Source organism: Halorubrum sp. SP3 (assembly GCF_005435195.1).
In the GTDB taxonomy this organism is placed as follows: Archaea; Halobacteriota; Halobacteria; order Halobacteriales; family Haloferacaceae; genus Halorubrum; species Halorubrum sodomense.
In genome coordinates this window covers 211,752-235,273 of sequence record NZ_SGTU01000002.1, presented here as the reverse complement: position 1 = coordinate 235,273, position 23,522 = coordinate 211,752, and the positions used below count along the sequence as shown (strand labels likewise).

Annotated in this window: 19 protein-coding genes and 1 pseudogene; 12 read left to right on the top strand and 8 right to left on the bottom strand. The window is 70.0% G+C overall.

Annotated elements, in window-relative coordinates; all coding sequences use genetic code 11:
• The 3 genes from EXE42_RS02560 to EXE42_RS02550 form a co-directional block, all read right to left on the bottom strand.
• The coding region (locus tag EXE42_RS02560; RefSeq protein ID WP_137705846.1) for a class I adenylate-forming enzyme family protein at positions 1-1,914 on the bottom strand (1,914 nt) is incomplete at its 3' end.
• Positions 1,915-1,947: 33 nt separating this feature from the next.
• Entirely contained in the window at positions 1,948-2,382 is a 435-nt protein-coding gene (locus tag EXE42_RS02555; RefSeq protein ID WP_137705833.1) for a universal stress protein, read from the bottom strand.
• Between the two features lie 93 nt (positions 2,383-2,475).
• Positions 2,476-3,429, bottom strand: a complete 954-nt coding sequence (locus EXE42_RS02550) for a transcription initiation factor IIB family protein (RefSeq protein ID WP_092923115.1) — start codon at positions 3,427-3,429, stop codon at positions 2,476-2,478.
• A 396-nt stretch (positions 3,430-3,825) separates the two neighbouring features.
• Here EXE42_RS02550 and EXE42_RS02545 point away from each other — a divergent pair, with 396 nt between their 5' ends.
• Together EXE42_RS02545 and EXE42_RS02540 are read left to right on the top strand one after the other, a co-directional pair.
• Positions 3,826-4,221, top strand: a complete 396-nt coding sequence (locus tag EXE42_RS02545; RefSeq protein WP_092923112.1) for a hypothetical protein — start codon at positions 3,826-3,828, stop codon at positions 4,219-4,221.
• 3 nt (positions 4,222-4,224) lie between these two features.
• Positions 4,225-4,848: an METTL5 family protein gene (locus tag EXE42_RS02540; protein WP_137705832.1), complete on the top strand. Its 624-nt coding sequence runs from the start codon at positions 4,225-4,227 to the stop codon at positions 4,846-4,848.
• A 52-nt stretch (positions 4,849-4,900) separates the two neighbouring features.
• Here EXE42_RS02540 and EXE42_RS02535 read toward each other — a convergent pair whose 3' ends face one another.
• The 3 genes from EXE42_RS02535 to EXE42_RS02525 form a co-directional block, all read right to left on the bottom strand.
• On the bottom strand, positions 4,901-6,868 hold the full coding sequence (locus EXE42_RS02535; RefSeq protein ID WP_137705831.1) for a rhomboid family intramembrane serine protease: 1,968 nt from the start codon (positions 6,866-6,868) through the stop codon (positions 4,901-4,903).
• Between the two features lie 170 nt (positions 6,869-7,038).
• A complete protein-coding gene (locus tag EXE42_RS02530; RefSeq protein ID WP_008442749.1) occupies positions 7,039-7,317 on the bottom strand; it encodes a UPF0058 family protein in 279 nt (92 codons plus the stop codon).
• 101 nt (positions 7,318-7,418) lie between these two features.
• Complete coding sequence (locus EXE42_RS02525) at positions 7,419-7,634, bottom strand: ribbon-helix-helix domain-containing protein (RefSeq protein ID WP_092923103.1); 216 nt, start codon at positions 7,632-7,634, stop codon at positions 7,419-7,421.
• A gap of 211 nt (positions 7,635-7,845) precedes the next feature.
• On the opposite strand from EXE42_RS02525, the gene EXE42_RS02520 reads away from it, so the two are divergent.
• Both EXE42_RS02520 and EXE42_RS02515 read left to right on the top strand, forming a co-directional pair.
• The gene (locus tag EXE42_RS02520) at positions 7,846-8,460 is read left to right on the top strand and encodes a sulfite oxidase-like oxidoreductase (protein WP_092923100.1); all 615 of its coding nucleotides are present in this window, start codon (positions 7,846-7,848) and stop codon (positions 8,458-8,460) included.
• Positions 8,461-8,567: 107 nt separating this feature from the next.
• Positions 8,568-9,947 (top strand): isochorismate synthase MenF, encoded by a 1,380-nt coding sequence (locus tag EXE42_RS02515; RefSeq protein ID WP_092923097.1) that lies wholly within the window; start codon positions 8,568-8,570, stop codon positions 9,945-9,947.
• A 3-nt stretch (positions 9,948-9,950) separates the two neighbouring features.
• On the opposite strand, the gene EXE42_RS02510 is transcribed toward EXE42_RS02515, so the two are convergent.
• Entirely contained in the window at positions 9,951-10,688 is a 738-nt protein-coding gene (locus EXE42_RS02510; protein ID WP_092923095.1) for a proteasome assembly chaperone family protein, read from the bottom strand.
• 96 nt (positions 10,689-10,784) lie between these two features.
• Between EXE42_RS02510 and EXE42_RS02505 the strand changes: the two genes are divergently transcribed.
• Both EXE42_RS02505 and EXE42_RS02500 read left to right on the top strand, forming a co-directional pair.
• Positions 10,785-11,717 carry an RsmB/NOP family class I SAM-dependent RNA methyltransferase gene (locus EXE42_RS02505; protein WP_137705830.1) on the top strand — a complete coding sequence of 311 codons (933 nt, stop codon included), beginning with the start codon at positions 10,785-10,787 and terminating at the stop codon, positions 11,715-11,717.
• Positions 11,714-12,244 (top strand): hypothetical protein, encoded by a 531-nt coding sequence (locus tag EXE42_RS02500; protein WP_137705829.1) that lies wholly within the window; start codon positions 11,714-11,716, stop codon positions 12,242-12,244. The genes EXE42_RS02505 and EXE42_RS02500 overlap by 4 nt, the downstream gene beginning before the upstream one ends.
• A gap of 395 nt (positions 12,245-12,639) precedes the next feature.
• Here the strand turns inward: EXE42_RS02500 and EXE42_RS02490 are convergent, their stop codons facing one another.
• Positions 12,640-14,157, bottom strand: coding sequence for a DUF790 family protein (locus EXE42_RS02490; protein ID WP_137705827.1), 1,518 nt, complete (start codon positions 14,155-14,157; stop codon positions 12,640-12,642).
• 523 nt (positions 14,158-14,680) lie between these two features.
• Here EXE42_RS02490 and EXE42_RS02485 point away from each other — a divergent pair.
• The 6 genes and pseudogenes from EXE42_RS02485 to EXE42_RS02460 all read left to right on the top strand — a co-directional run bounded on the left by EXE42_RS02485 (position 14,681) and on the right by EXE42_RS02460 (position 23,516).
• Positions 14,681-16,420 (top strand): tRNA uridine(34) 5-carboxymethylaminomethyl modification radical SAM/GNAT enzyme Elp3, encoded by a 1,740-nt coding sequence (locus EXE42_RS02485; RefSeq protein ID WP_137693205.1) that lies wholly within the window; start codon positions 14,681-14,683, stop codon positions 16,418-16,420.
• Positions 16,421-16,558: 138 nt separating this feature from the next.
• Positions 16,559-17,755, top strand: a pseudogene (locus tag EXE42_RS02480) (S8 family peptidase); the annotation flags it as partial.
• A 208-nt stretch (positions 17,756-17,963) separates the two neighbouring features.
• Positions 17,964-20,180 carry a ribosome rescue protein RqcH gene (rqcH, locus tag EXE42_RS02475; RefSeq protein ID WP_137705826.1) on the top strand — a complete coding sequence of 739 codons (2,217 nt, stop codon included), beginning with the start codon at positions 17,964-17,966 and terminating at the stop codon, positions 20,178-20,180.
• 76 nt (positions 20,181-20,256) lie between these two features.
• Positions 20,257-20,649 (top strand): DUF5820 family protein, encoded by a 393-nt coding sequence (locus EXE42_RS02470; RefSeq protein ID WP_092923074.1) that lies wholly within the window; start codon positions 20,257-20,259, stop codon positions 20,647-20,649.
• Between the two features lie 138 nt (positions 20,650-20,787).
• Entirely contained in the window at positions 20,788-22,287 is a 1,500-nt protein-coding gene (purF, locus tag EXE42_RS02465) for an amidophosphoribosyltransferase (protein WP_137705825.1), read from the top strand.
• A gap of 122 nt (positions 22,288-22,409) precedes the next feature.
• Positions 22,410-23,516 carry a halocyanin domain-containing protein gene (locus EXE42_RS02460; protein ID WP_137705824.1) on the top strand — a complete coding sequence of 369 codons (1,107 nt, stop codon included), beginning with the start codon at positions 22,410-22,412 and terminating at the stop codon, positions 23,514-23,516.
• Positions 23,517-23,522 lie beyond the last annotated feature (6 nt).

Genomic DNA, 23,522 nt, shown 5'->3' with positions numbered 1-23,522 from the left:
ATCTTCCGGCGGATCTGCCGGATCGGCCGGCGGATCTACCGAATCTTCCGGCGGATCTGCCGGATCGGCCGGCGGATCTACCGAATCTTCCGGCGGATCTGCCGGATCGGCCGGCCGGAACCCCGCGGTTTCGAGGTCGGTGTCGGCGCTCTCGCGGGGGTCCGCGCCGCGCTCCCGGAGGACGGCGCGCGTCGCCTCCCGGTCGACCGTTCCCGAGACGGTCCGCGGGAGCTCGTCGACGTACGCGACCGTCTTCGGGATCTTGAACCCGGCCAGCCGCTCGCGGGCGAACGCGACGAACGCTCCCTCGTCGATCGGTGCGGGACCGATGCGGTCGGCTCCGGCGCTCGGATCCGCTATCTCGTCGTCGTCCGCCCCCCCGCCGTTCGCTTCGCGACCGGCGGAACCCGAATCGCTGCCGTCGGAACCGTTGCCCTCCGAGCCGTCGCCTAGCCGATCGCCCGCCGGGGCGGTTCCCTCCGAGGACGGACCGTCGGTGGAGGCGACCGCGCCCGACGGGAACCGGTCGCCGACCGCGACGAGCGCCCCGACGCGTTCGCCCCACACGTCGTCGTCGAGCCCGATCACCGCCACGTCGTCCACCTCGGGGTGTCCGCGGAGCACGTCCGCGACCTCCCCGGGTTCGACGTTCTCGCCGCCGGTGATGATCCGGTCGTCGACGCGGTTGAGCACGTGGAGGAACCCCGACTCGTCGAATCGACCGACGTCGCCGGTCTGGAGTCCGTGCGGGCCGAACTCGGAGCGATCGAGATCCGCCGGATCGATCCCGTTCACCTCGACCGCGTCGGAGGCCGCGGGGTCGCCTTCGTCGACCGTGAGGTATCCCGGCGTGATCGTCGGTCCGCTGACGACGATCTCGCCGGTCTCGCCCGGCTCGACCGGCTCGCCGCCGTCGTCGACGACCGTCACGTCGGTGCCGAAGAGGGGGCGGCCGACCGTCCCGATCCGGTCTCTGGTCTGTCGCGGCGTCGCGGTCGTGATCTGCGAGGCGGCCTCCGTCATCCCGTAGGTCGGGTACACCGGAATCGAGTAGTCGCGACACCGCTCCAACAGCTCGGCCGGCGCGGGCGCGCCCCCGAGCAGGACCGCGCGCAGCGAGTCCGACAGCGTCCCGCGGCGGTCGAGCATCCGCTTGAGCATCGTCGGGACGAGCGAGACCCCGCTCACGTCGTACGCGTCGATGTCGTCTGCGGTGCCGCCCGCGTCGAACCCCTCTCGCAACACGAGAGTGGTCCCGTACAGCACCGACCGATACACCGGTGCCAGCCCGCCCATGTGGTGAAGCGACAGCGACACGAGCCACCGGTCGTCGGGCTCGACGCCCAGGCGGAACGCCGAGGCGACCGCGGAGCTGTACACGTTGCCCGCGGTCAGGGGCACGGGCTTCGGCTCGCCGGTCGTCCCGGAGGTGAACAGCACGCAGAGCGGGTCCGCGAACGACCATCCCGGCGGATCGATCGACGCCGGATCGACGTCGTGAATCCCGGTGACCTCGGCGCTCGCCGGGTCGTCGACGGAGTAGACGGGGACGCCCTCGATCTCCGCCGCCGCGTCGGTCGCCGTCGGCTCGGTCGGCTCCGCGCAGACGACGGCGTCGAGGTCGGTCCGGTCGATCCGCGCGGCGATCTCGCGGGCGGTCAGCTCCTGGCCGAGCGGGACGAACGTCGCCCCGATCCGCATCGTCGCGTGGACGAGGCCGACGGTACCGACGTACGGGGGGGTGAGCACCCCGATCCGGTCGCCCTCGCCCAGCCCGTGCGCGACCAGTCGCCCGGCCGTCTCGTCGACGAGCCGGTCGAGGTCGGTGTAGCTCCACGCCTCGCCGTCCTCGGCGCGGACGAGGGCCGTGTCGTCCGGCGACGAGACCACGCGGTGAGAGAGCCAGTCGCGCATCGGTGTCACCCGCGTTCGCCGGGAGCGGTGCGACTACTCATCCGTGGACTGTCGTACGGTCAACACCGGGACGTCCGAGGTCCGGACGACTCGTTCCGTGACGCTCCCGAGCAGGTAGCGGCCGATCCCCTTCCGTCCGTGCGTCCCCATGACGACGACGTCGATGCCGTGTCCGTCGACGTAGTCGTGGATCGACTGGTACGCCGTCCCGGACGTGACGCTGGTGACGCACTCGATGCCCGCGTCGTCAGCTGCGTCCGCGACGCGCTTCGTCGCCTTCTCGCCCTCCGACTCGAGCGCCTCGACGACGACCTCCGCGCCGGCCTCCAGGCTGGAGTACGCCGCGCCGTCGACGACGTACAGGGCGTGGAGACGGGCGTCGTACCGGTCTGCGAGGCCGATCGCGTGTTCGATCGCGGCGTCCGACGCCGGACTGCCGTCGGTCGGAACGAGGATCTCTGCGTACATCTCGGTCGTGGATACAGCGGGTATCGATTAAAAACCCGATCCAACAGTCGCGTCGCGGACGCCGCGACCGATCGGCGGATTCGACGGGCCGCCCTATCGGAACCCCATCGCTTCGATCTGCTCTTGGTACCGGTTCCGGATGGTGACCTCGGTGACCTGTGCGACGTCCGCCACTTCGCGCTGGGTCTTCTTCTCGTTACAGAGGAGCGAGGCCGCGTAGATCGCGGCGGCCGCGAAGCCCGTCGGGGACTTCCCGGAGAGCAGCCCCTGTTCGGCCGAGACGTCGATGATCTCGGTCGCCTTCGACTGGACCTCCTCGGAGAGTTCGAGCGAGGACGCGAACCGGGGGACGAACTGCTTGGGGTCGACGGGCTTCAGCTCTAAGCCGAGCTCCTGGGAGATGTACCGATACGTCCGGCCGATCTCCTTCTGTGGCACCCGCGAGACGTCCGCGACCTCGTCGAGGCTGCGGGGGATCCCCTCCTGCCGGCAGGCGGCGTACAGCGCGGCGGTGGAGACGCCCTCGATGGAGCGGCCGCGGATCAGGTCCTCGTTGAGCGCGCGTCGATAGATGACGGAGGCCACTTCGCGAACCGACCGCGGGACGCCGAGCGCGCTCGCCATCCGGTCGATCTCCGAGAGCGCGAACTGGAGGTTGCGCTCGCCCGCGTCTTTCGTCCGGATCCGCTCCTGCCACTTGCGGAGGCGGTGCATCTGCGAGCGCTTCTCCGAGGAGAGCGACCGCCCGTACGCGTCCTTGTCCTTCCAGTCGATGGTCGTCGTTAGCCCCTTGTCGTGCATCGTCTCCGTGATGGGGGCGCCGACGCGAGACTTCGACTGCCGCTCCGAGTGGTTGAACGCGCGCCACTCCGGCCCGCGGTCGATGTTGCGCTCGTCCAAGACGAGCCCGCAGTCCTCACAGACGAGTTCCTGGTCGGCGTCGGTGACGATGTTCTCCGAGTCACACTCCGGACAGGAGACCGTCGATTCGTCCGTTTCCTGCTCCGCCTCTCGCTCCTGTTGCCGCTGGCGACTCGGACGTTCCATTAAAAGGTTTCTGGTCGTTTGCGTATTTAACTCTTGCCCACACCCCACGACGACGACGAAAAACTTGGGATCGGTCGAATACGCCTTTAGCTGTACGTAGAACGCTCCTACATTCGGAATTAGAAAACCGTTGCCGGTCCGAACACGGTGTCGACACGCCCCGCCGCCGGCACCGCGACGCACGAAACGTGACCGCGGTTTGAGGCCGGAATCATCCCTCCGGGCTTCCGAGGTCGATCTCGGCGCGTCGTGTGCCAACGGTCGTGAGTCTCCGCGTCGCGCGTCAACGGTCGTGAGTCCCCGGCCCGCGGAGCGTCCGGTCCGTCGTCGCCTCCGCCGTATATTACTACAAAACATCTATAAAGATTTTTGTATAACTAATACATATCAGGGTGTATGAGCACCACCTCCTCGTCCGGCATCGAACGAACGCTCCGCGGCTGTCGCCCCGCCGACGTCGACCCGGTCGTCATCGACGCGTCGGACCTCGACAGCACCGCGCCCGACCACCTCCGCGACCTCAAACAGGGGCTCGCGGCCCGCGGCTACCAGCCCGCCGCGGTCGCGACCGAGGCGGAGTTCGACGCCGAGAGCACGCTCGAACGCCAGCGCGAGGCCGACCGACTCCGCGGACTCGTCCGCGCCGCGTCGTTCCTCGGTGCCGGTCGGATCGAGGTCCGCGTCGACGAAGCGACGTGCGAGGAGGTTCACACCGCGCTCGCGGCGCTCGCAGAACGCGCCGACCGCGAGGGAGTCGAACTCGTCCGCGTCGAGGGCGACGGCGCCGCCTGACCGATGGCGACGAAGCGGTCGCTCGCGACAAAGCTCGGCGTCGTCGCCGGCTTCGAGCGTCCCGACGCCGCCCTCGAACAGTACCCGACGCCGCCCGAGCTGGCGGCCCACGTCGTCCACCTCGCGGACCTCCACGGCGACGTCGAGGGTCGCACCGTGATCGACTTGGGCGCCGGCACCGGGATGCTCGCGCTGGCCGCGGCGCTGCGCGGACCCGCGCGCGTTGTCGGCCTCGAACTCGACGGCGACGCGCTGGCGACCGCCCGCGCCAACGAGCGCCGCGTCGCCGCCAGCGCACCGGTCCACTGGGTCCGCGGCGACGCCACCCGCCCGCCGCTCGCCGTCGCGGAACCCGCCACCGTCGTGATGAATCCCCCGTTCGGCGCCCAAGACGGGAACAGACACGCCGACCGCGCGTTCCTCGCCGTCGCGAGCGACCTCGCTGCCGTCTCCTACTCGATCCACAACGCGGGGAGCCGGCAGTTCGTCGAGTCGTTCGCCGCCGACGAGAGCGGCGAGGTGACGCACGCGTTCGCGGCCGAGTTCCGGATCGACGCGCAGTTCGACCACCACGCCGACGAGGCGCGCGACGTCGACACCGAAGTGTACCGGATCGAGTGGACGTAGCGCCCGCGACGCGCTCCGGTCTCCCTCACGCCGTTCCCGCCTCTCCCGTCTCCTACTGCCGCCCTTCGTATCGCTCCCGCTGCGCGATCCGCACCCGCGTCTCGCCGCGCTCCGCGAACAGGACGTCGCCCTCGCGCACGAGGGTGATCCCCCGGACCGTCACCGACTCGTTCGCGGCCGGAAGCGGCGCCGTGACGTTGGTGCCGCTCCCGCCGATCACCGACAGTTCGAACCCGCCCTGCGTGGCCGCGACGACGACGTTCCGACCGTCGATCCGGGGCTCGGCCCGCGCCGGTTCGCTCGTGAACAGCGTCCGCCTCGTGTCGTCGCGGACCGCGTCGACCCGGTAGGTCGGGCCGCCGTTCGCGGCGACCCAGCCGACCCGCTGGACCCAGACGGTCTCGCGCCACCCCGTCCCCCCGAGATCGATCGCCCGGTACCCCCAGAACGCGAGGTTCCCCTTCGAGACCGCCGTCGTCCAAATTTCCCGATCCGGATGGGTGACGATCACCCCCGACGTGTTGACGGACGTCGAGCGGCCGAACGCCTCCACGTCGACGACGCCCACGAGCTGGTTCTCGACGTTCTCGGCGTACGTCACCCGATACCCCTCCACCTCGATCGGGTCGCCGGGGAGGTCCCCGTCGTCGACGGCGACGAGGTTCGGAACCACCCCCGGCCCCGCGACCGCCGCCAGCGCAGCGACGAGGAGGAGTACGCCGACCCCCGCGGGCGTCGCCGATCGGACTCCGTCTCGGAGCGTCTCCGGCTTCGGAACCGCCCGCGCCGGCCACAACGGCTCGTCGCGAGAGACGGCCGCGACGGCGACGAGCGCGGCCAGGACGGCGAGCAGCCCGAGCCCGACCGCGCGGTACAGCTCGTACTGCTCGTTGCCGAGGTACCAGTACACCGCCCACAGCCGGCGCGACGCGCCGAACAGCAGCAGCGCGCCGAAGACGACGAGCGCCGACCGCTGGGTCGCGTCCGCCCCGAGTCCGTCCCCGTCAGCCGTCGCGAGCGGGTGGTACTTCCATCTGCTCCCCGTCGGGTCTCCGTCACGGCGTTCGTCGCCCGGGCCTCGGGCCCGCCGGCGAGAGAGGAGAACCGCGAGCAGCGCCCCGGCGATCAGCCCGATCGCGTGGCCCTGGATCGCGACGTTCGCCCACCCCGGCGCGCCGTACGAGGGGGACGCCTCCGCGAACGCCACCGGGACTCGGAGGGCGTCGTAGAGGACGCGCACGAGCGTCGTTCCCGCCGTGGCGACGACCGCGGTGACGGGCCGCGAGACGAGCGCGAACCCCCAGTACCCGAACACGACGCCGGAGAAGCCGATCACTGGTCCCAGCGCGAACAGCGCGAACCCGAGGCCGAACGCGACCGCGACGCCGGGGACGATCAGGAACGCCCGAACGTAAGGGTTCGCTCCCGGCGAGTCGACGGCGGCGATCCGGGCCGGCAGCCGTCGCACTCGACCCGGGAGGCGTCGGAAGCGATTCGGAAGGTGCCGGAAGTGATTCGGAAGGTGCCGGAAGTGATTCGGAAGGTGCCGGAGGTGATTCGCAAGGCGTCGGAGGTACTCCGGACGGCGCCGAAACCGGACGATTGGGAACTCCGCGTCGTCGACCTCGCGTCCGCCGGGGAAGTGGCCGTACGCGTACTCCGCGAGGCCGCCCGCGACGAGCGCCGACAGGAGGTTACCGGTGATGTGCCCGCGGCTCGCGTGCGCGAAGCTGGACCAGACCATCCCCTCCGGGTAGAAGTACGACCACGATCGAAACGGGATCACGACCGGTCGGTTCGGGTCGTCGATCCCCGACTGGACGAACAGGTACACGCCGATCACGCCGGCGATCACGACGAGCGTCCCCCACGGAACGCCGAGGAGGAGCCGCGATCGGAGCGCCCGCGTCCAGTCACCGCCGGGGTGATCGACGAGGTACACTGCTGCGAGCGCGACGACGACGCCGATGCCACCGGCGACGAGGTGAACGGCGTCCGATGTCAGCGCTCCCGCGACCATGTCGGGTTGGAGGGGACTGCGCGTACATCAATTCGGGGGTCGGGAGCGGGGCTCGGAAGGAATCGGTCGATCGGGAGTGGGGCTCGGAAGGAATCGGTCGATAGGGAGCGGGGCTCGGAGAGGGAGCGGCGGAGCGTCGAGGGGGCAGTCGCGTCCGCGACCGCCTCCGCTCAGATCTTGTTCTCGGCGTCGTCGGCGAGTTCCTCCATCCGCTTGCCGACGCGGCCGGCGGGCGAGAACTCGTCTTCGCTCATCGCGTTCGCCAGCGCGTTGCCGAGGACGAACACGGCGTGTTTGTGCTCGCTCTTCGATTTGTGGACGTGCGACGGATCGACCTCGAGCTCGTCGTAGGGGTCGAAAAGCGATCCGTCGACCGTCTCCTGCGCGCGGAAGTGCTCCATGATCGTCACCATCTGTTCGTGGAGTTCGAGCAGTTCGTCCTTGTGCATACCCCGAGATACGGGCCGTAGGCCCTTTAAGGGTTGTTGAGGCGGGTACGCACGATTCCGCGCGTTCGGGGACCGTGGGGGAAAATCGGTGCCGGCGCCGGTCAGAAGACGTACTCGTCTTCGTGGCCCATCATTCCCTCGTCTTCGAACCCGTTGGAGTCGTCGTCCTCCCGCGGGCCGCTCGTCTTGTACGCCTTGATGCCCGTCGAGAGCAGCTCCTCGACCGCCTCCTCGCGGTTGAGGAACTCTCCCTCCTCGACCATCTGGGCGATCTGCATTTCCAGATGCTCCGGCACCGTTATCTTCACTCGTGGCATTTGCTGTCCGGCTCTTGTGGGATGGGAAATATAAAGGTGGCGTCGCAGATGCGTATATCTGAAAACTCAGAACTGAGATTTAAAATTATATTTTTGATCGGTAGAACTCTGATTTGGAAAATCCGAACACTCCCGTCGCATTCCGATGGCAAGGAGGCTCACGCGACGAGAGAGCGACATTCATACGTCGGTTCGGGACGTATCCGCCTCCATGACCGAATCCGGCGTCGACGCCGCCGAGGACCTCACCGATCTCTACCGCGAGTACGGCGACGATCGGCTCCCTCCGGGCCAGCGCGAGACGGACGGTTTCCCCGTCCTCTCGAAGAGCGGAACGCCCGCGTGGGATCCGCAGACCTTCGAACTCGAGGTGTGGGGCGCGGTCGAGGAGCCGCTGTCGTTCTCGCTCGACGAGTTCCGCGACCTCCCCGCCGTCACCCAGCGGCAGGACTTCCACTGCGTGACGGGGTGGAGCAAGTTCGACTGCGAGTTCACGGGCGTCTCGTTCGCCGATCTGGCCGAGCGCGCCGGCGTCCGCGACGACGCCGAACACGTCATGTTCCACTCGCTCGACGGCTACACGACCGACCTCCCGCTGGAGGAATGTACGAGGCCGGGCGTCCAGCTCACGTACGGCTACGACGGCGACGATCTCCCGGCCGATCACGGCGGCCCGATCCGCGTCGTCACGCCGCACAAGTACGCCTACAAGGGCGCGAAGTGGGTATCGGGCGTCGAGTTCCTTACCGAGAAGGAGCTCGGCTACTGGGAGAAGCGCGGGTACAGCGACACGGCGAACCCCTGGAACGAGGACCGATACAGCTGACGACCGACGTCTGGTCGCCCGATTTCCTTCGTCCCCCTGCCCGATTTTCCCCGCCTGCTCCGCCCCGATAGTCAGGATAAAGGGTCCCCGTCCCCGATTCGATACGCATGGATCAGGCGCGCTCCCGGTCGTCGCCGCCGCTGGTCAGCCGGACCACAGCTGTCGACGAGCCGGGGTTCGCGGCGGCGTTCGACGCGCTCTCCGCCCCGCGCACGGTCTGGAGCGCCCCCGACGACGCGCTGGTGATCGGCGGCGGCGCGGCGGCGACCCTGACCGCGGCCGGAAGCGACCGGTTCGCGTCGATCCGCGAGGCGGCGACGGAGCTGTTCGAAGCCGGCGACGTCCACGCCGGTACGGAGGCGGCCCGCCCGCGCGTGTTCGGGGGGTTCGCCTTCCACGAGGGGGCCTGCGACGGCGACCCGTGGGGGCCGTTTCCCGAGGCTCGGTTCGTGCTGCCTCGGACCCAACTGACCGTCGCCGACAACGGGACGTGGCTGACCGTCAACGCGGTCGGTGCCGACGCCGACGCGGCAGCAGTCGAGGACCGACTGGCGCGCGAGGTCGAGCGGTTCGCCGCGCTCGGTGACGCCGACCACGGCGCGGTCGACGGCTCCGCGGCCCGCTCGCCCCGCCCGGGAATCAGCGAGAGCCGTCGGACGACGAGCCGCGAGGCGTGGCGCGAGAGCGTCGGCGCCGCGGTCGACCGGATCCGCGACGGCGACCTCCGGAAGGTGGTGTTGGCGCAGGCGCTGGAGGCGGACCTCGCGGCCGACTTCCCCCGCGCGGCGACGCTCGAACGCCTCGCCGAGAAGTACCCCGACTGCCACCGCTACTGGTTCGAGCCGGCCGCCGGGGAGAGCGCCTTCTTCGGCGCCACGCCCGAGCGGCTGGTCTCGCTGCGCGGCCGGACGGTCGAGACGGACGCCCTCGCCGGGACGACCGGACGCGGCGAGACGCCGACCGAAGACGAGTGGCTCGCGCGCGAGCTGCTCGACGACGAGAAGAACGTCCACGAACACGAGCTGGTCGCGGAAACGGTCCGGCACCAGCTCGAGCCGTTCGCGGCGTCGGTCTCCGCGGGCGAGCGCCGCGTCCGGCGGCTCGCGACGGTCCAGCACCTCCACACGCCGATTACCGCCGAGCTCGACGCGGACCGCCACGTCCTCGACCTCGTCGAGGCGCTCCACCCGACGCCCGCGGTCGGCGGGCTCCCGCCGGACCGCGCGCTGGCGACGATCCGCGAGACGGAGCCGTTCGACCGCGGCTGGTACGCCGCCCCGGTGGGCTGGATCGACGCCGCGGGCAACGGCGCGTTCGCGGTCGCGATCCGCTCGGCCGTCGCGAGCCGGCGACGCGCGACGCTGTTCGCGGGCGTCGGCATCGTCTCCGACTCGGACCCCGACCGCGAGTGGGACGAGGTCCAGCTGAAGTACCGGCCGATCCTCGACGAGCTGGAGGCCGACGCCGGAGTCGACTCCGCGGACTGACCCCTACTGAAACATCTTCAGCGGCTCGGCCTGCGAGCTCTCCTCGTTCGCCTGTCGCATCTGCTCCGCCAGCTGCTGTTTCGCCTCGCGGATCTCGGTCGCCTGGTCGACGAGCCCGTCGGTCGGCGTCTCCGTGCCCGCGATCGGGTCGATCCCGTCGAGAATGAGCCGCCGCGCCGCCTCGGGGTCGGGGAACTTCGGATCGGACTCGACGACGAGCCCGACGGCGTCGCGGTCGTGCTCCAGCGCCGCCGCGACCATCGCGCCGGTCGGCCCCGAGACGAGCCCGGACTCCGAGGGGGCCTCCACCTCGGCCCGAGCGAGCGCCTCGCCGCCGTCGCCGGTCGCGATCCCGTACAGCGCCGGCGGCTCGTCGTCCTTCTCGCGGCCGAGTCCGGAGAGGAACACGGGGAACAGCCCCGTCTCGTCGAACCACGAGCCGAGGCACGCGGCGACCTTCGACGCGGCGGCCGGGTTCACCGGCACGTCGCTGCGGAGCGCGACGAGGTCCCGCTCCGGGTCCGCGTAGAGCCGCACCGGCGTCGTCGCCGCGGCGTTGCCCTCGCGGTACACCGCCACCGGCGGCAGCCCGTCGCAGTGGACGTTCGCGTAGTGGATCATCCCGTGAACGTCGATCAGGTGGTCGGTCGCGATCTTGCCGACGAGCCCCACGCCCGGAAACCCCTCGACCAGCGTCGGCTCGTCCAGCGACACGTCCTCGACGGTGGATATACGGGCCATGGCCGGGCGTACGCGGGGCGCGGACCTAAAGGTGGGGCGCGAGCCGGGCCGAGCGAGTCCCGAAACGGTCTAACCGCCCGGGGCGAAAGGTGGGTCATGAACCCGCTCGACCGATACGAGTCGCTCGTCGACGATGTCGACGCGTTCCGGGCGGCGTGCGACCGCCCGCTCCCCTCGGTCGTGCGCACGAATCGGATCGCGGCGACGCCGGCCCGCGTCCGCGAGGCGTTCGACGAGGCGGGCGTCGCCCACGAGCCGGTCGACTGGCACGACGGCCTCTTCCGCCTCCCCGACGGCAACCCCGGCGGTAACTGGCCGTACGTCCACGGTTGGACCCACGGGCAGGAGGAGGTGTCCGTGCTGCCGACGCTCGCGCTCGACCCGCGGCCCGGCGAGCGCGTCTGGGACGCCTGCGCGGCGCCCGGCAGCAAGACGACCCAGATCGCGGACGCGATGGGCGACGAGGGCACCCTCGTCGCCAACGACAACAACCTCGGGCGGCTCTCCGCGCTCCGGCACAACGCCGAGCGACTCGGGATCACGAACGCGGTCGTCACGAACCAGGACGCCCGCAACTTCTCGACGAGGCCGCTCGCGTTCGACGAGTTCGACCGCGCGCTGGTCGACGCGCCCTGCTCCTGCGAGGGCACCTGCCGCAAGAATCCGGACGTCCTCGACGAGTGGACGCTCGACCACGTCCACGCGGTCGCGGGGATCCAGAAGGGTGTCCTGGCGCGAGCCGTCCAGGCGACCAGACCTGGGGGGGTCGTGGTCTACTCCACGTGTACGTTCGCGCCCGAGGAGAACGAGGCCGTCCTCGACCACGTCCTCGCGAACGAGGACTGCGAGCTGGTCGAGTTCGACTTCCCGCTCGAAACCGACCCCGGCGTGACCGAGTGGGACGGCGAGACGTACGACGAGTCCGTGACGCGCGCGAAGCGCATCTACCCGCACCGCAACGACACGGGCGGGTTCTTTTGCGCGAAGCTGCGCGTGGGGGGGAACAAAAATACGGGGGTCGGAGCGTGACCGACGACGCCCCCACCAACGACGGCCAGCGGTTCGACCGCCTCCCCGAGACGCCCGCCGACCGCGAGGTCGAGGGCCGCGCGAGCCGCGCGGAGGTCCTCGACTGGTGGGACGAACGGTTCGAGATCGGCCCGGAGGTGTTCGAAGGATACAGCTTCTGGGAGAAGGGCGCCGGGAAGGTCTGGATCTTCAACGGCGAGGCGACCGACCCGAGCCGGGTGGAGGCGATCGGGATGACCTTCCTCCGGACGCGACAGGAGCACTGGAAGCCGACCGGCCGAGCGGTCTCGCGGTTCGGATCGCGCGCGACGAAGAACGTGATCGAACTGGACCCCAAGCAGGCGTCTCGGTTCGCGGCCGGCGACGATCAGGACCTCCCCGAGTGGGACGGCGACTGGGGCTACCTCATCGCGACCCACGAGGTCGCCGGCGAGTCGGTGCCGATCGGGGTCGGGCTGTATTTATACGACGAACTGCGCTCCGTGGTCCCGAAGGGCAGTCGGGCCGACTTGCCCGTCGTGGAGTGACTGAACAGGTTAGCGAACCGTTTTGTTATTTATGAGTGGTTGATTGCGGCTCTCCGGTGAACACCTCCAAAGCCCCAGCCGCGAGGCCTCCGTACGCTCGTTGCGCCCCTCAGTCGCTCGTTGCGCTCCTCAGTCGCTCGCTTCGCTCGCTCCCTGCGGTGCTTACGTCGCCTACGGCGGCCTCGCGACTGCTCTTTTGAGTCCCACCCGACCGCGACCGCACGACACCTCACGCCTCCCCGGCCTCGTCGCTCGCGGTTAAAAGCGCTGGCGACTCCCTCGCACGCGCTCTCGCCGGCGGCGAAGCCGCCGGCTGTCAGAGAGACCTCCGGTCTCTCGCTACTCGCGCCCGCTGGGCGCTCGGAGGCGCGCGCCACGGCACTTAGTTAAATACGTTATTCCGATTTCTCCCGAACCGTTCCCCCGCCGAGCCCCTCCCATTCGACCCGGTAGCCGAGCCGCGAGAGGGCCGCGCTCGCGTCGTCGATGCCGTGATCGTCGAGGACCGCTTCGGCCGCCGAGAGCGCCATCCCGGCCTCGATCTCGTCGTCGATCGCCGCCAACACCGCCGGCCGCACGAGCGTCCGCCCGATGCGCTCGTGGTCGGGGAACGCCTTGTCAGCTATCGCCTCGACGTTCACGCCGCGCTCGTCCGCGAGGTCGTCGAGTCCGATCGCGTCGGCGTCGGGCGAGAGGGAATCGGGGAGGGCGGCGGCCGCGTCCGCGACGAACTCGTCCTCGTACTCGCGGAGCACGTCGACCACGTCCTTCACGCGCACCGTCCCCGAGTAGGTGACGACGCGGTGGTCGCGCGCGGCTATCTCCTCGCCGACGCCGAGGCTCTCGTCGACGGCCACGAGAAGGTCCACGTCCTCCACGTCCGCGAGCTGGGAGAGCTTCTTTTCGACGTACTCGGGGGTCCAGAAGCCCATCACCTCGAAGAAGAGCCGGAAGTCGGCGTGGGCGTAGTCGAACGCGAAGTCCGGGATCATCACGCTCGCGCCCGTTTCGAGGGGTTCGGGCTCCCGTACCAAGGTCCAGTCGAGGTCGAGCCCGCGGACCCGCCCGGCGAAGTCGGCCTCGACCCCGCTGTCGAAGTCGGGCTCCGCGACGGGCTCGACGTCCGGCACGGTCACGTCGCCGTCCGAGAGGCGCATCGTGCGCTCGCGCCCGCGGTCGTCGATCGTCGCCTCCAGCGACCACTCGGCCGACTCCGCGACCGTTCGGAGCAGCCGCGCGAACGCGGTCCCGTAGCGGCGGGTGCGCGAGAACAGCCGGTCCGGGCCGGTGACGACGAGCTCGCGGCCGTCCGGAGTCTTTTTCACCTCGTACATCAGTCGGAGTCGCTTGATGGCGGAGACGAGCCGCTTCGGGTCGTTCGACCGCACCCGGACCTCAGTGGCGTCGAAGAGCGCGGTCTGGGCGAGCGAAAGATCGTACTGCTCCAGGAGGGCGTCGGGGTCCCAGCGCACGTCGGCGTCGACGAGCACTTGCTCGACGTCGCGGTCGGCGTACAGCGACGCCTCCACCTCGCCCGCGCCGATCCCGAGCGCGTCGGCGGCGCGCTCGACCGCGACCTCCCGGTCCGCCTCGTTCGCGACGCCGACCGCTTCGGCCGCCTCGAACGCGGCCCGCCGGACGCGACGCGGCGGGACCGGCGCGCGCGTCTCGAACTCGCACTCGCGCTCGACGAGCGCCGCGAGCCCGCGGACGAGCTTGAAGTCGCCGTTCCGGGCGGCGGCGTCGGCCTCCAGGTCTGCCAGCGCGTCGTCGAGGTCGCCGCGCCGCTCGCCGACGTGCGACTCGAACGTCCCGAGGACGCGGGCCGCGAGCGGGCGGTGTTCCCGGCCGGTGAACTGCGGGCGGTAGCCGCCGCCCGCCCGGGAGACGCGCAGGAGGTCCTTCCGTAACACGGGGCGGGGTACGCCGCGCCCTGCCTAAAACGAGCGGGTTCGGTTCCATCCCCCGAACGTGCGGTCGCGGTGGCGCGTGCCTGCGAGGCCGCACCGCGGCCGAGCGGCACGCGCGAGGGAGTCAGTCGCCGGAGCAAAGCGACGGCGACTGACGAGGCTGGGGAGGGGAGAGGTGTTGTGCGGTCGTGGTCGGGTGGGACTCGAAGGGGCAGCCGGGAGGCGGGCGCAGGCGAAGTAAGGACCGCAGGGCGGGAGCGAGCGAAGCGAGCGACCAACCGAGGACCGCAGCGAGCGTGCGCCCGCCTCCCGGCTGGGGCTTCGGTGGTGTCGCTCGCCAATTTGTCAGATCTGAAGCCCTCGTATAGCCGAGCGGTCGAGAACTCGAATTTCGTTTCGTCGAGGCGGAAAACGCGGCGTTGAGCGGTCGGAGCCGTGGCGCCGACTCCCGCTCTGCTGCCGACGCGCACCCCTCTCACGAATCGGTGCGACACGCTTAACTCCGAAACCCGTCGATCGGAGCGTAATGAGTACCGACGCGGCGAGTGACGGGGACGCCGGTAGCGAGGGCGACGACGCCGCCGCGGATGCCACCGACTCCGAGGCGTTCGTCCGCACCTGCGAGCACCTCGTCGATCGCATCCTCGACGGCGAGATCGAGCGCGACGACCTCGAACGCGCCAAGCTCGACGCCTGCTCGGAGTTCGGCTCCCCGAAGGTGCCGAAGAACACCGAGATCCTCGACCACGCCCCGTCCGAGGCGCGCGACGACGTGATCGAGGTGGTCCAGCGCAAGCCCGTCCGGACCGCCTCGGGCGTCTCGCCGGTCGCGATCATGACCTCCCCCGAGCTGTGCCCCCACGGGAAGTGCCTCTACTGTCCCGGCGGTCCGGCCTCGGAGTTCTCCTCGGCGCAGTCGTACACGGGCCACGAGCCCGCCGCCGCGCGCGGCGAGCAGAACGACTACGACCCGTACGGGCAGGTCACCCTCCGGCTCGAACAGCTCCGGAAGATCGGCCACCCGGTCGACAAGGTGGAGCTCATCCTGATGGGCGGGACGATGACCGCGCGCTCGCACGACTACCAGGAGTGGTTCGTGAAGCGCGCGCTCCAGGCGATGAACGACTACGACCTCGACAAGGAGCCGGAGCCGGCCGAGGGCGAGTCGTTCGCGCCCGCGCCGGAAGACACCGAGTTCGAGTACCTCGAGGACGTGATCGCGGAAAACGAGACGAACGAGATCCGCAACATCGGCACCACCTTCGAGACGAAACCCGACTGGTGTGACCCCGAGCAGATCGACCGGATGCTCGATCTCGGTGGTACCAAGGTCGAAGTCGGCGTCCAGACCACCTACGAGCGGATCAACCGCGACATGCACCGCGGGCACGGAAACGAGGCCTCCCGCAACGCCAACCGCCGCCTGCGCGACGCCGCGTTCAAGGTCGGCTTCCACATGATGCCGGGCCAGCCGGGAATGACCCGGGAGATGTGTCTGGAGGACTTCCGGCAGCTGTTCGACAATCCCGACTGGCGCCCGGACTACCTGAAGATCTACCCCACGCTCGTCGTCGAGGGAACCCGGGTGTACGACCGCTGGCGCCGAGACGACTTCGACCCGCTCACGAGCGAGGAGGCGGCCGATGTCGTCGCCGAGGTCATGGACCTGATCCCGAAGTACACGCGGCTCCAGCGCGTCCAGCGCGACATCCCCGCGGACTTCATCGACGCCGGCGTCCAGAAGTCCAACCTCCGCCAGCTCGCGGCCCAGCGCGCCGAGGAGAAGGGGATCGTCCAGCACGATATCCGCGCCCGGGAGGTCGGGCACAACGACGCCGACCCGGACCCCGACGACGTCGAACTCGACGTGCTGACCTACGAGGCCGGCGGCGGCACGGAGCACTTCATCTCCTTCGAGGACCCCGTCCGCGACCTCCTCGTCGGCTTCTGTCGCCTGCGATTCCCCTCGTTCGCCCCCGACCAGCCGGGCGCGGCGGGCACCGAGGGCGACCCGATCCGCCGCGAACTCGAGGACGCCGCGCTGGTCCGCGAGCTCCACGTGTACGGCAACGAGGTCGGCATCGGCGGCGACGGCGACTGGCAGCACCAGGGGTACGGGACGCGACTCCTCGAACGCGCCGAGGAACTGTCACGCGAGGCCGGGTACGGGAAAATCGCCGTCATCTCCGGCATCGGCGCCCGCGAGTACTACCGGAACAAGCTCGGCTACCGGCAGGACGGGCCGTACGTGTCGAAGCGGTTGTAGCGCCCGCCGCGTCGCCCTTCGTCGTCCACGCAACGAGTATAATACTCTACCTGTGACGTTAAAACAACTACTCGGTAGCCAAATTATTTAAATGAGTTCGGTCCGTGGCACGGCATACCCCGCACGGGGATAGTTACCATGTTACTCGACAGACGGACGCTGTTGAAAGGTATCGGCGCGGCGGGCGCCTCGGTCTCGGTCGCCGGCCTCGCCTCGGCGAGCGACGGGTCGGTGGAGTACGTCGTCACCGGGAAGGGGAACGGCGTCTCGGACGCGGTCGCGGACGCCGGGTTCGAGGTGTTCCGCACCGTCGCGGACGGAGAGATCCTCGGCGTTCGTGGACCGGCGGACGCCGAGAGCGACCTCTCGGGCGTCGCGGGCGTGTCCGCGGTCTCACGGGACGTCAGGCTCGACTTCACCGAGCCCGTCGACCGCCAGGTGGTTGACCCGGACGAGACCGACGAAGAGCCCGCATTCGCCGAACTCCAGTGGGACAACCGTCGGATCGACGCCGGCGAGGCGCGGGAGTTCGCGACCGGCGAGGGCACGAGCGTGGCGGTCGTCGACACGGGGATCGACTTCGATCACCCCGACCTCGGCAACGTGAACGAGGACCTCGCGGCGACGTTCATCCCCGAGGACGCCAGCGCCACCGACGGCGCGGACGACGAGGTGCGCGGCCACGGGACGGCCGTCGCCGGTGTCGTCGGCGCGACCGGTGACCAAGGGATCGTCGGCGTCGCACCCGACACCGAGTTGATCCCGGTCCGCGTGTTCCCGGACGAGGGCGGTGCGCGCTTCATCGACATATTCGCCGGGATCGACTACGCCGCGGCGGTCGGCGCCGACGTCGCGAACTTCAGCCTCGGCGTTCCAGGCGTTCTTCCGCCTCAAGCTAACCAGGGCGGTATCCGCGCCGCGATCCAGACCGTGTTCCAGAGCGCGGTGCGCCGCGGGACCGTGGTTACAGCCAGCGCCGGCAACGCGGGAGGTAACCTCCAGCAGGGCGGCGGGTTCAGCCTCCCGAACAGCGTCCCGGCGGCGTTCAGCGTGAGCGCGACCGGACCGAACGACGAACTGGTGTTCTACTCGAACTTCGGCACGAACGAAATCGACGTTGCGGCGCCGGGCGGCGGCTACGAGACGCTCGAAAAGACGCTCTCGACGGACACGCCGTTCCCGTTCCCCACGAACCTCGTGTTCACCACCTACCCGCTGGAGCGGGGTGCGTACGTGTACATCGCCGGCACGTCGTTCTCGGCGCCGCAGGTCGCAGGGCTCGCAGCTTTGGTCCGCGAACTCGAACCGAACGCGGGTTCGAGTCAGGTCGAGCAGGCGATCCAGCAGGGCGCGGAGCTTGTGAACGGCAAGAGCGACCCCGAGCTCGGCGCCGGTCGCATCAACGCCCTGAACACCGTCGAGTCGCTGGCGAAGAAGAACGGGAAGAACAAGAAAAAAAAAGAAGTAACTGCGGGGATACGACGAAACGCGACTCGTCCCCACAACGACACGCCTTTTTCCGGCCCGCCGGTTGCGTTGGAGTATGGACCAGAAGCGGGAGCTGTCGAGCATCGACCTCGCCGCGCTCGTCACCGAGCTCAATCGGTACGAGGGCGCGAAGGTCGACAAGGCGTACCTCTACGACGACGACCTGCTCCGGCTGAAGCTCCGCGACTTCGACCGCGGCCGCGTCGAGCTCATGATCGAGGTGGGCGACGTGAAGCGCGCGCACGCCGCGGACCCGGACCACGTCGCGGACGCGCCGGGTCGCCCGCCGAACTTCGCGAAGATGCTGCGCAACCGGATGGCCGGCGCCGACTTCGCGGGCGTCGAGCAGTACGAGTTCGACCGCATCCTCACCTTCGAGTTCGAGCGCGAGGACCAGAACACCACGCTCGTCGCCGAGCTGTTCGGTCAGGGGAACGTCGCCGCGCTCGACGAGACGGGCGAGGTGGTGGGGTCGCTCTCGACCGTCCGGCTCAAGTCTCGGACCGTCGCGCCCGGCTCGCAGTACGAGTACCCGGCCTCCCGGCTGAACCCGCTCGACGTGAGCTACGGCGGGTTCGAGCGCCACATGCGCGAGTCGGACAGCGACGTGGTGCGCACGCTCGCGACCCAGCTGAACCTCGGCGGCCTGTACGCCGAGGAGGTGTGTACCCGGGCCGGCGTCGAGAAGGAGACGCCGATCGAGGCGGTGACCGACGACCAGCTCGGCGCGCTCCACGACGCGCTCGCACGGATCGACGAGCGGCTCCGCTCGGGCGACGTCGACCCCCGCGTGTACGAGGAGTCGGTCGACGGCGGGGGAGGCGAGGCGGGAGACGACGGGTCGGATCCCCGCGTCGTCGACGTGACGCCCTTCCCGCTCGCGGAACACGAGGGCCTGCCGAGCGTCGGGTTCGACTCCTTCAACGCCGCCGTCGACGAGTATTTCTATCGGCTCGGGAACGAGGCTAGCGAGGAGGGCGAGGCGCCCGCCGACGCGGGCGCGTCCCGCCCGGACTTCGAGGAGGAGATCGCCAAACAGGAACGGATCATCGAACAGCAGGAGGGCGCGATCGAGGGGTTCGAGGAGCAGGCGCAGGCGGAACGAGAGCGCGCGGAGCTGCTGTACGCCCACTACGACCTCGTCGACGAGGTGCTCTCGACCGTCCGAGAGGCACGCGAGAACGAGGTGCCGTGGGCGGAGATCGCAGAGACGCTCGACGCCGGCGCGGAGCGGGGCATTCCGGCTGCTGAGGCCGTCGTCGACGTCGACGGCGGCGAGGGGACGGTGACCGTCGAGCTCGACGAGGCGGACGCCGAGGCGGACGACGCCGACGGCGGCACGACCCGCGTCGAACTCGACGCGAGCGAGGGCGTGGAGGTCAACGCCGACCGCCTCTACCGGGAGGCGAAGCGCGTCGAGGAGAAGAAGGAGGGCGCGATGGCGGCCATCGAATCGACCCGCGAGGAGCTGGAAGCGGTCAGGGAACGGAAGCGGGAGTGGGCGGAGCAGCAGGCCGACGACGAGAGCGGCGGCGACGGCGGCGAGGGCGCGGACGGGGAGGGCGACGACGAGGCGTACGAGACCGACTGGCTCTCGCGCTCCTCGATCCCGATCCGGAGCCCGGACGACTGGTTCGAGCGGTTCCGCTGGTTCCGCACGTCCACGGGCTACCTCGTCATCGGCGGGCGCAACGCCGACCAGAACGAGGAGCTGGTGAAGAAGTACATGAGCAAACACGACCGGTTCTTCCACACGCAGGCGCACGGGGGGCCGGTGACGATCCTCAAGGCGTCCGGCCCGTCGGAGTCGGCCGACCCCGTCGACTTCTCCGAGGAGACGCTGCGCGAGGCCGCGCAGTTCGCCGTCTCCTACTCGTCGGACTGGAAGGACGGCCGCGGCGCGGGCGACGCGTACATGGTCGAGCCGGACCAGGTGTCGAAGACCCCCGAGAGCGGCGAGTACATCGAGAAGGGGAGCTTCGTGATCCGCGGCGACCGCACCTACTTCGAGGACGTGCCCTGCCGGATCGCCGTCGGCGTCCAGTGCGAGCCGGTCACCCGGGCAATCGGCGGGCCGCCCTCGGCCGTCGTCGACCGCGCGGCCGCGCACGTCACCTTCGAGCCGGGGATGTACGCGCAGAACGACGCCGCGATGATGGCCTACCGGAACCTCAAAGAGCGGTTCACCGACCAGTCGTTCGTCCGCAAGGTCGCCAGCGCGGACCAGCTCCAGGAGTTCCTCCCGCCCGGCGGGTCGGACATCGTGGATTGAACGGGCCGAACTGACTGACGGCAAAGCCGATCGCCCGAGCGCGACGTTTTCAAGCCTCCGCGACCGAGGGGGCGTCATGGCCTTCGAATCGCTGCCGGAGGGGTGGCGGCTGTGGAACGAGGAGCCCAGCGGGCGGGCGATCCTCGTCTACCGCCCCGACGTCTTCGGGAGCGGCGACCTCCCCGACGAGTGTCTCCCGACCATCTACCTGACGAACGGCGCCCGGAACGCCCGGCCCGGATCGGGCCAGTACGCGACCGAGGAGTGGCACGTCGTCCTGTTCTTAGAGCCCGAGATCGAGGCGGTCGCGGAGACCTACGGGAGCCGTGAGGACGGTGCCGCCGGCGCGGTCGACGTCGCGGAGCGGTTCGTCGCGGGCGAGGTGGATTACCGGGGTGCGTACCAGGTGCCCCGAGAGGACTACTTCGCGCGCCTCGACGAGTTCGTCGGCGGCGAGGAGACGCCCTGACCGCCGTCTCCCGGACCGCGTGACCGCGCCGCGACTATCCCTTGATTATACACGTTCGCGCATAGTTCGAAGCGAAAAGCGGGGGGATACGCCACGAACACGAGGATTTTTATCGCCGCCCGCCCGACCCTCGCGTACATGAACGCCGGTGGGGACTACGGCGGCGACGAACCGCGGGAGAAGTGCGGCGTCGTCGGCGTCTCGCTCGCGGACCGGGAGGCCGCGCGACCGCTGTACTACGCGCTGTACGCGCTCCAACACCGCGGCCAGGAGTCGGCCGGGATCGTCACGCACGACGGGTTCCAACAGCACAGCCACGTCGAGCGCGGCCTCGTCGGCGACGCGTTCGAGGAGGGGGATCTCGCGTCGCTGTCGGGCGGCACCGGTATCGGCCACGTGCGCTACCCGACCGCCGGCAGCCTCGACAAGAGCTGCGCGCAGCCGTTCTCCGTCTCCTTCAAATCCGGCTCGCTCGGCCTGTCGCACAACGGCAACCTCGTGAACGCCGACGGGGTGCGCGAGGAGCTGGCGGCGGCGGGCCACGCGTTCACCTCCGACGGTGACACCGAGGTGATCGCCCACGACCTCGCGCGTAACCTCCTCGAAGAGGACCTCGTGCGGGCGGTCAAGCACACGATGAACCGCATCCACGGCTCCTACTCGCTGGCGATCACCCACGACGACACCGTGCTGGGCGTCCGCGACCCGCTCGGTAACCGCCCGCTGTGTCTCGGGAAAATCGACGGCGGTTACGTGCTCGCCAGCGAGTCGGCCGCCATCGACACGCTCGACGGCGAACTGATCCGCGACGTCCGCCCCGGCGAGCTCGTCGTCTTAGACCCCGACGGAACCGGCTACGACACGTATCAGCTGGTCGAGCGCGACGCGACCGCCCACTGCTTCTTCGAACACGTCTACTTCGCGCGCCCCGACTCCGTCATCGACGAGAGCCTCGTGTACGAGGTGCGCCGGAAGCTCGGCCGGAAGCTCTGGGAGGAGTCCGGCGTCGAGTCCGACGTGGTGATGCCGGTGCCCGACTCCGGGCGCGCGTTCGCCTCCGGCTACGCCGACGCCGCGGGCGAGACCACGGCCGACGGCGAGCCGCGGGCGGCAGACGACGGCGGCGTGGAGTTCGCCGAGGGGCTGATGAAGAACCGGTACGTGGGCCGGACGTTCATCATGCCCACGCAGGACGAGCGGGAGCGCGCGGTCCGGCTGAAGCTGAACCCGATCCGCTCGACGGTGGAGGGGAAGTCGGTCACGATCATCGACGACTCCATCGTCCGCGGGACGACCTCGACCCAGCTCGTCGAGCTGGTGCGCGAGGCGGGTGCCGAGGAGGTCCACCTCCGGATCGGCGCGCCGCCGATCCTCGCGCCCTGCTACTTCGGCATCGACATGGCGACGCGCGACGAGCTGATCGCCGCCGACGCCTCGACCGAGGAGATCCGTCAGGAGGTCGGCGCCGACTCGCTGTCGTACCTCTCGATCGACGCGGTCGCGGAGGCGCTCGGCGAGAGCCGCGCGGACTTGTGCCTCGGCTGCGTCACCGGCGAGTACCCCTTCGACGTGGAGGGAGAGGCGACCGACCGCGACGTCGACGCGCCGGTCTCAGGGGCGACGCCGGCGGACGATTAACTCCCGAACGCCGGCGGACGATTCGGAGCCCCCTCGGACGCGACCCCGCACACGTTCGGCGCCGCTCCGACCGCTCGGGACGTATCGGGGGCTTAAATACGCTCACGGTCAGACGTGGGGACATGACACGGAACGCCGACGCCGCCGAGGACGCCGCCGCGTCGATGAGCCGCCGCGGGTTCTTCCGCGCCGGGGCCGCCGGGGCGGCGGTCACCGCGGGAGTCGCCGCCGGCAGCGGGACCGCGGCCGCCCAGTACGGTGGCTGGCTCGACGGCGTCAGCAACTACGACGGTACCCACGACTACCGCGGGCAGGACGAGGTCACCGTTCAGGTCGGCGCGGGCGAGAACGGACTCCGGTTCGGTCCCGCCGCCATCCTCATCGACCCGGGCGCGACCGTGGTCTGGGAGTGGACCGGCCAGGGCGGCGGTCACAACGTCGTCGCGCAAGACGGCACCTTCGACAGCGGGTCGGCGGTCTCCGAGCAGGGGGCGACCTTCGAATACACGTTCGACAACGCCGCGGACGGCGACACGTTCAACTACTACTGCGGCCCGCACCGGGCGATCGGGATGAAGGGCGCCGTCGCGGTCGGCTCCGTCGACGACGAGCTCGTCGACCCGCAAGCGGGGGGTAGCGGCGGGTCAGGCGGGTCAGGCGGGTCGGGCGGATCCGGCGGCGAACCGGCCGGATACGGGGACTGGTTCGCGAACGTCGGCAACTACGAGGGGACGCGCGACCTCCGCGGGCAGAGCGAGGTCACCGTCTCGGTCGGCGCGGGCGAGAACGGCCTGCGGTTCGACCCGCCCGCGATTCTGGTCGACCCCGGAACGACGGTGATCTGGGAGTGGACCGGACAGGGCGGCGGCCACAACGTCGTCGAGGAGAACGGTACCTTCGACAGCGGGGAGCCGGTCTCGGAGGCGGGAGCGACCTTCGAGTACACGTTCGCGGACGCCGGCGAGGGCGACGTGTTCCGCTACGTCTGCGAGCCCCACCGGGCGGTCGGGATGAAGGGGGCCGTCGCGGTCGGCGCCGTCGCCGACGACCTCATCGGCGGCGACGGCGGTGACGGCGGCTCTGGCGGCGGGGGCGGCGGGGGCGGCGGGAGCGGCCTCTCCGCGAGCGACATCGGCACGCTGGCGCTCGGCTTCGGCTTCGCCGGCGCGCTCCTCGTCCCGCTGTTCTACGCTGCACACAAGAAGGCCGAGCGGAACCGGACCGCGTAGCCGACC

Bases quoted from the DNA above. Each gene is read 5' to 3' on its own strand.
- EXE42_RS02555 (WP_137705833.1), bottom strand. From the start codon at position 2,382: ATGTACGCAGAGATCCTCGTTCCGACCGACGGCAGTCCGGCGTCGGAC.
- EXE42_RS02550 (WP_092923115.1), bottom strand. From the start codon at position 3,429: ATGGAACGTCCGAGTCGCCAGCGGCAACAGGAGCGAGAGGCGGAGCAG.
- EXE42_RS02545 (WP_092923112.1), top strand. From the start codon at position 3,826: ATGAGCACCACCTCCTCGTCCGGCATCGAACGAACGCTCCGCGGCTGT.
- EXE42_RS02540 (WP_137705832.1), top strand. From the start codon at position 4,225: ATGGCGACGAAGCGGTCGCTCGCGACAAAGCTCGGCGTCGTCGCCGGC.
- EXE42_RS02535 (WP_137705831.1), bottom strand. From the start codon at position 6,868: ATGGTCGCGGGAGCGCTGACATCGGACGCCGTTCACCTCGTCGCCGGT.
- EXE42_RS02530 (WP_008442749.1), bottom strand. From the start codon at position 7,317: ATGCACAAGGACGAACTGCTCGAACTCCACGAACAGATGGTGACGATC.
- EXE42_RS02525 (WP_092923103.1), bottom strand. From the start codon at position 7,634: ATGCCACGAGTGAAGATAACGGTGCCGGAGCATCTGGAAATGCAGATC.
- EXE42_RS02520 (WP_092923100.1), top strand. From the start codon at position 7,846: ATGACCGAATCCGGCGTCGACGCCGCCGAGGACCTCACCGATCTCTAC.
- EXE42_RS02515 (WP_092923097.1), top strand. From the start codon at position 8,568: ATGGATCAGGCGCGCTCCCGGTCGTCGCCGCCGCTGGTCAGCCGGACC.
- EXE42_RS02510 (WP_092923095.1), bottom strand. From the start codon at position 10,688: ATGGCCCGTATATCCACCGTCGAGGACGTGTCGCTGGACGAGCCGACG.
- EXE42_RS02505 (WP_137705830.1), top strand. From the start codon at position 10,785: ATGAACCCGCTCGACCGATACGAGTCGCTCGTCGACGATGTCGACGCG.
- EXE42_RS02485 (WP_137693205.1), top strand. From the start codon at position 14,681: ATGAGTACCGACGCGGCGAGTGACGGGGACGCCGGTAGCGAGGGCGAC.
- rqcH (WP_137705826.1), top strand. From the start codon at position 17,964: ATGGACCAGAAGCGGGAGCTGTCGAGCATCGACCTCGCCGCGCTCGTC.
- EXE42_RS02470 (WP_092923074.1), top strand. From the start codon at position 20,257: ATGGCCTTCGAATCGCTGCCGGAGGGGTGGCGGCTGTGGAACGAGGAG.
- purF (WP_137705825.1), top strand. From the start codon at position 20,788: ATGAACGCCGGTGGGGACTACGGCGGCGACGAACCGCGGGAGAAGTGC.
- EXE42_RS02460 (WP_137705824.1), top strand. From the start codon at position 22,410: ATGACACGGAACGCCGACGCCGCCGAGGACGCCGCCGCGTCGATGAGC.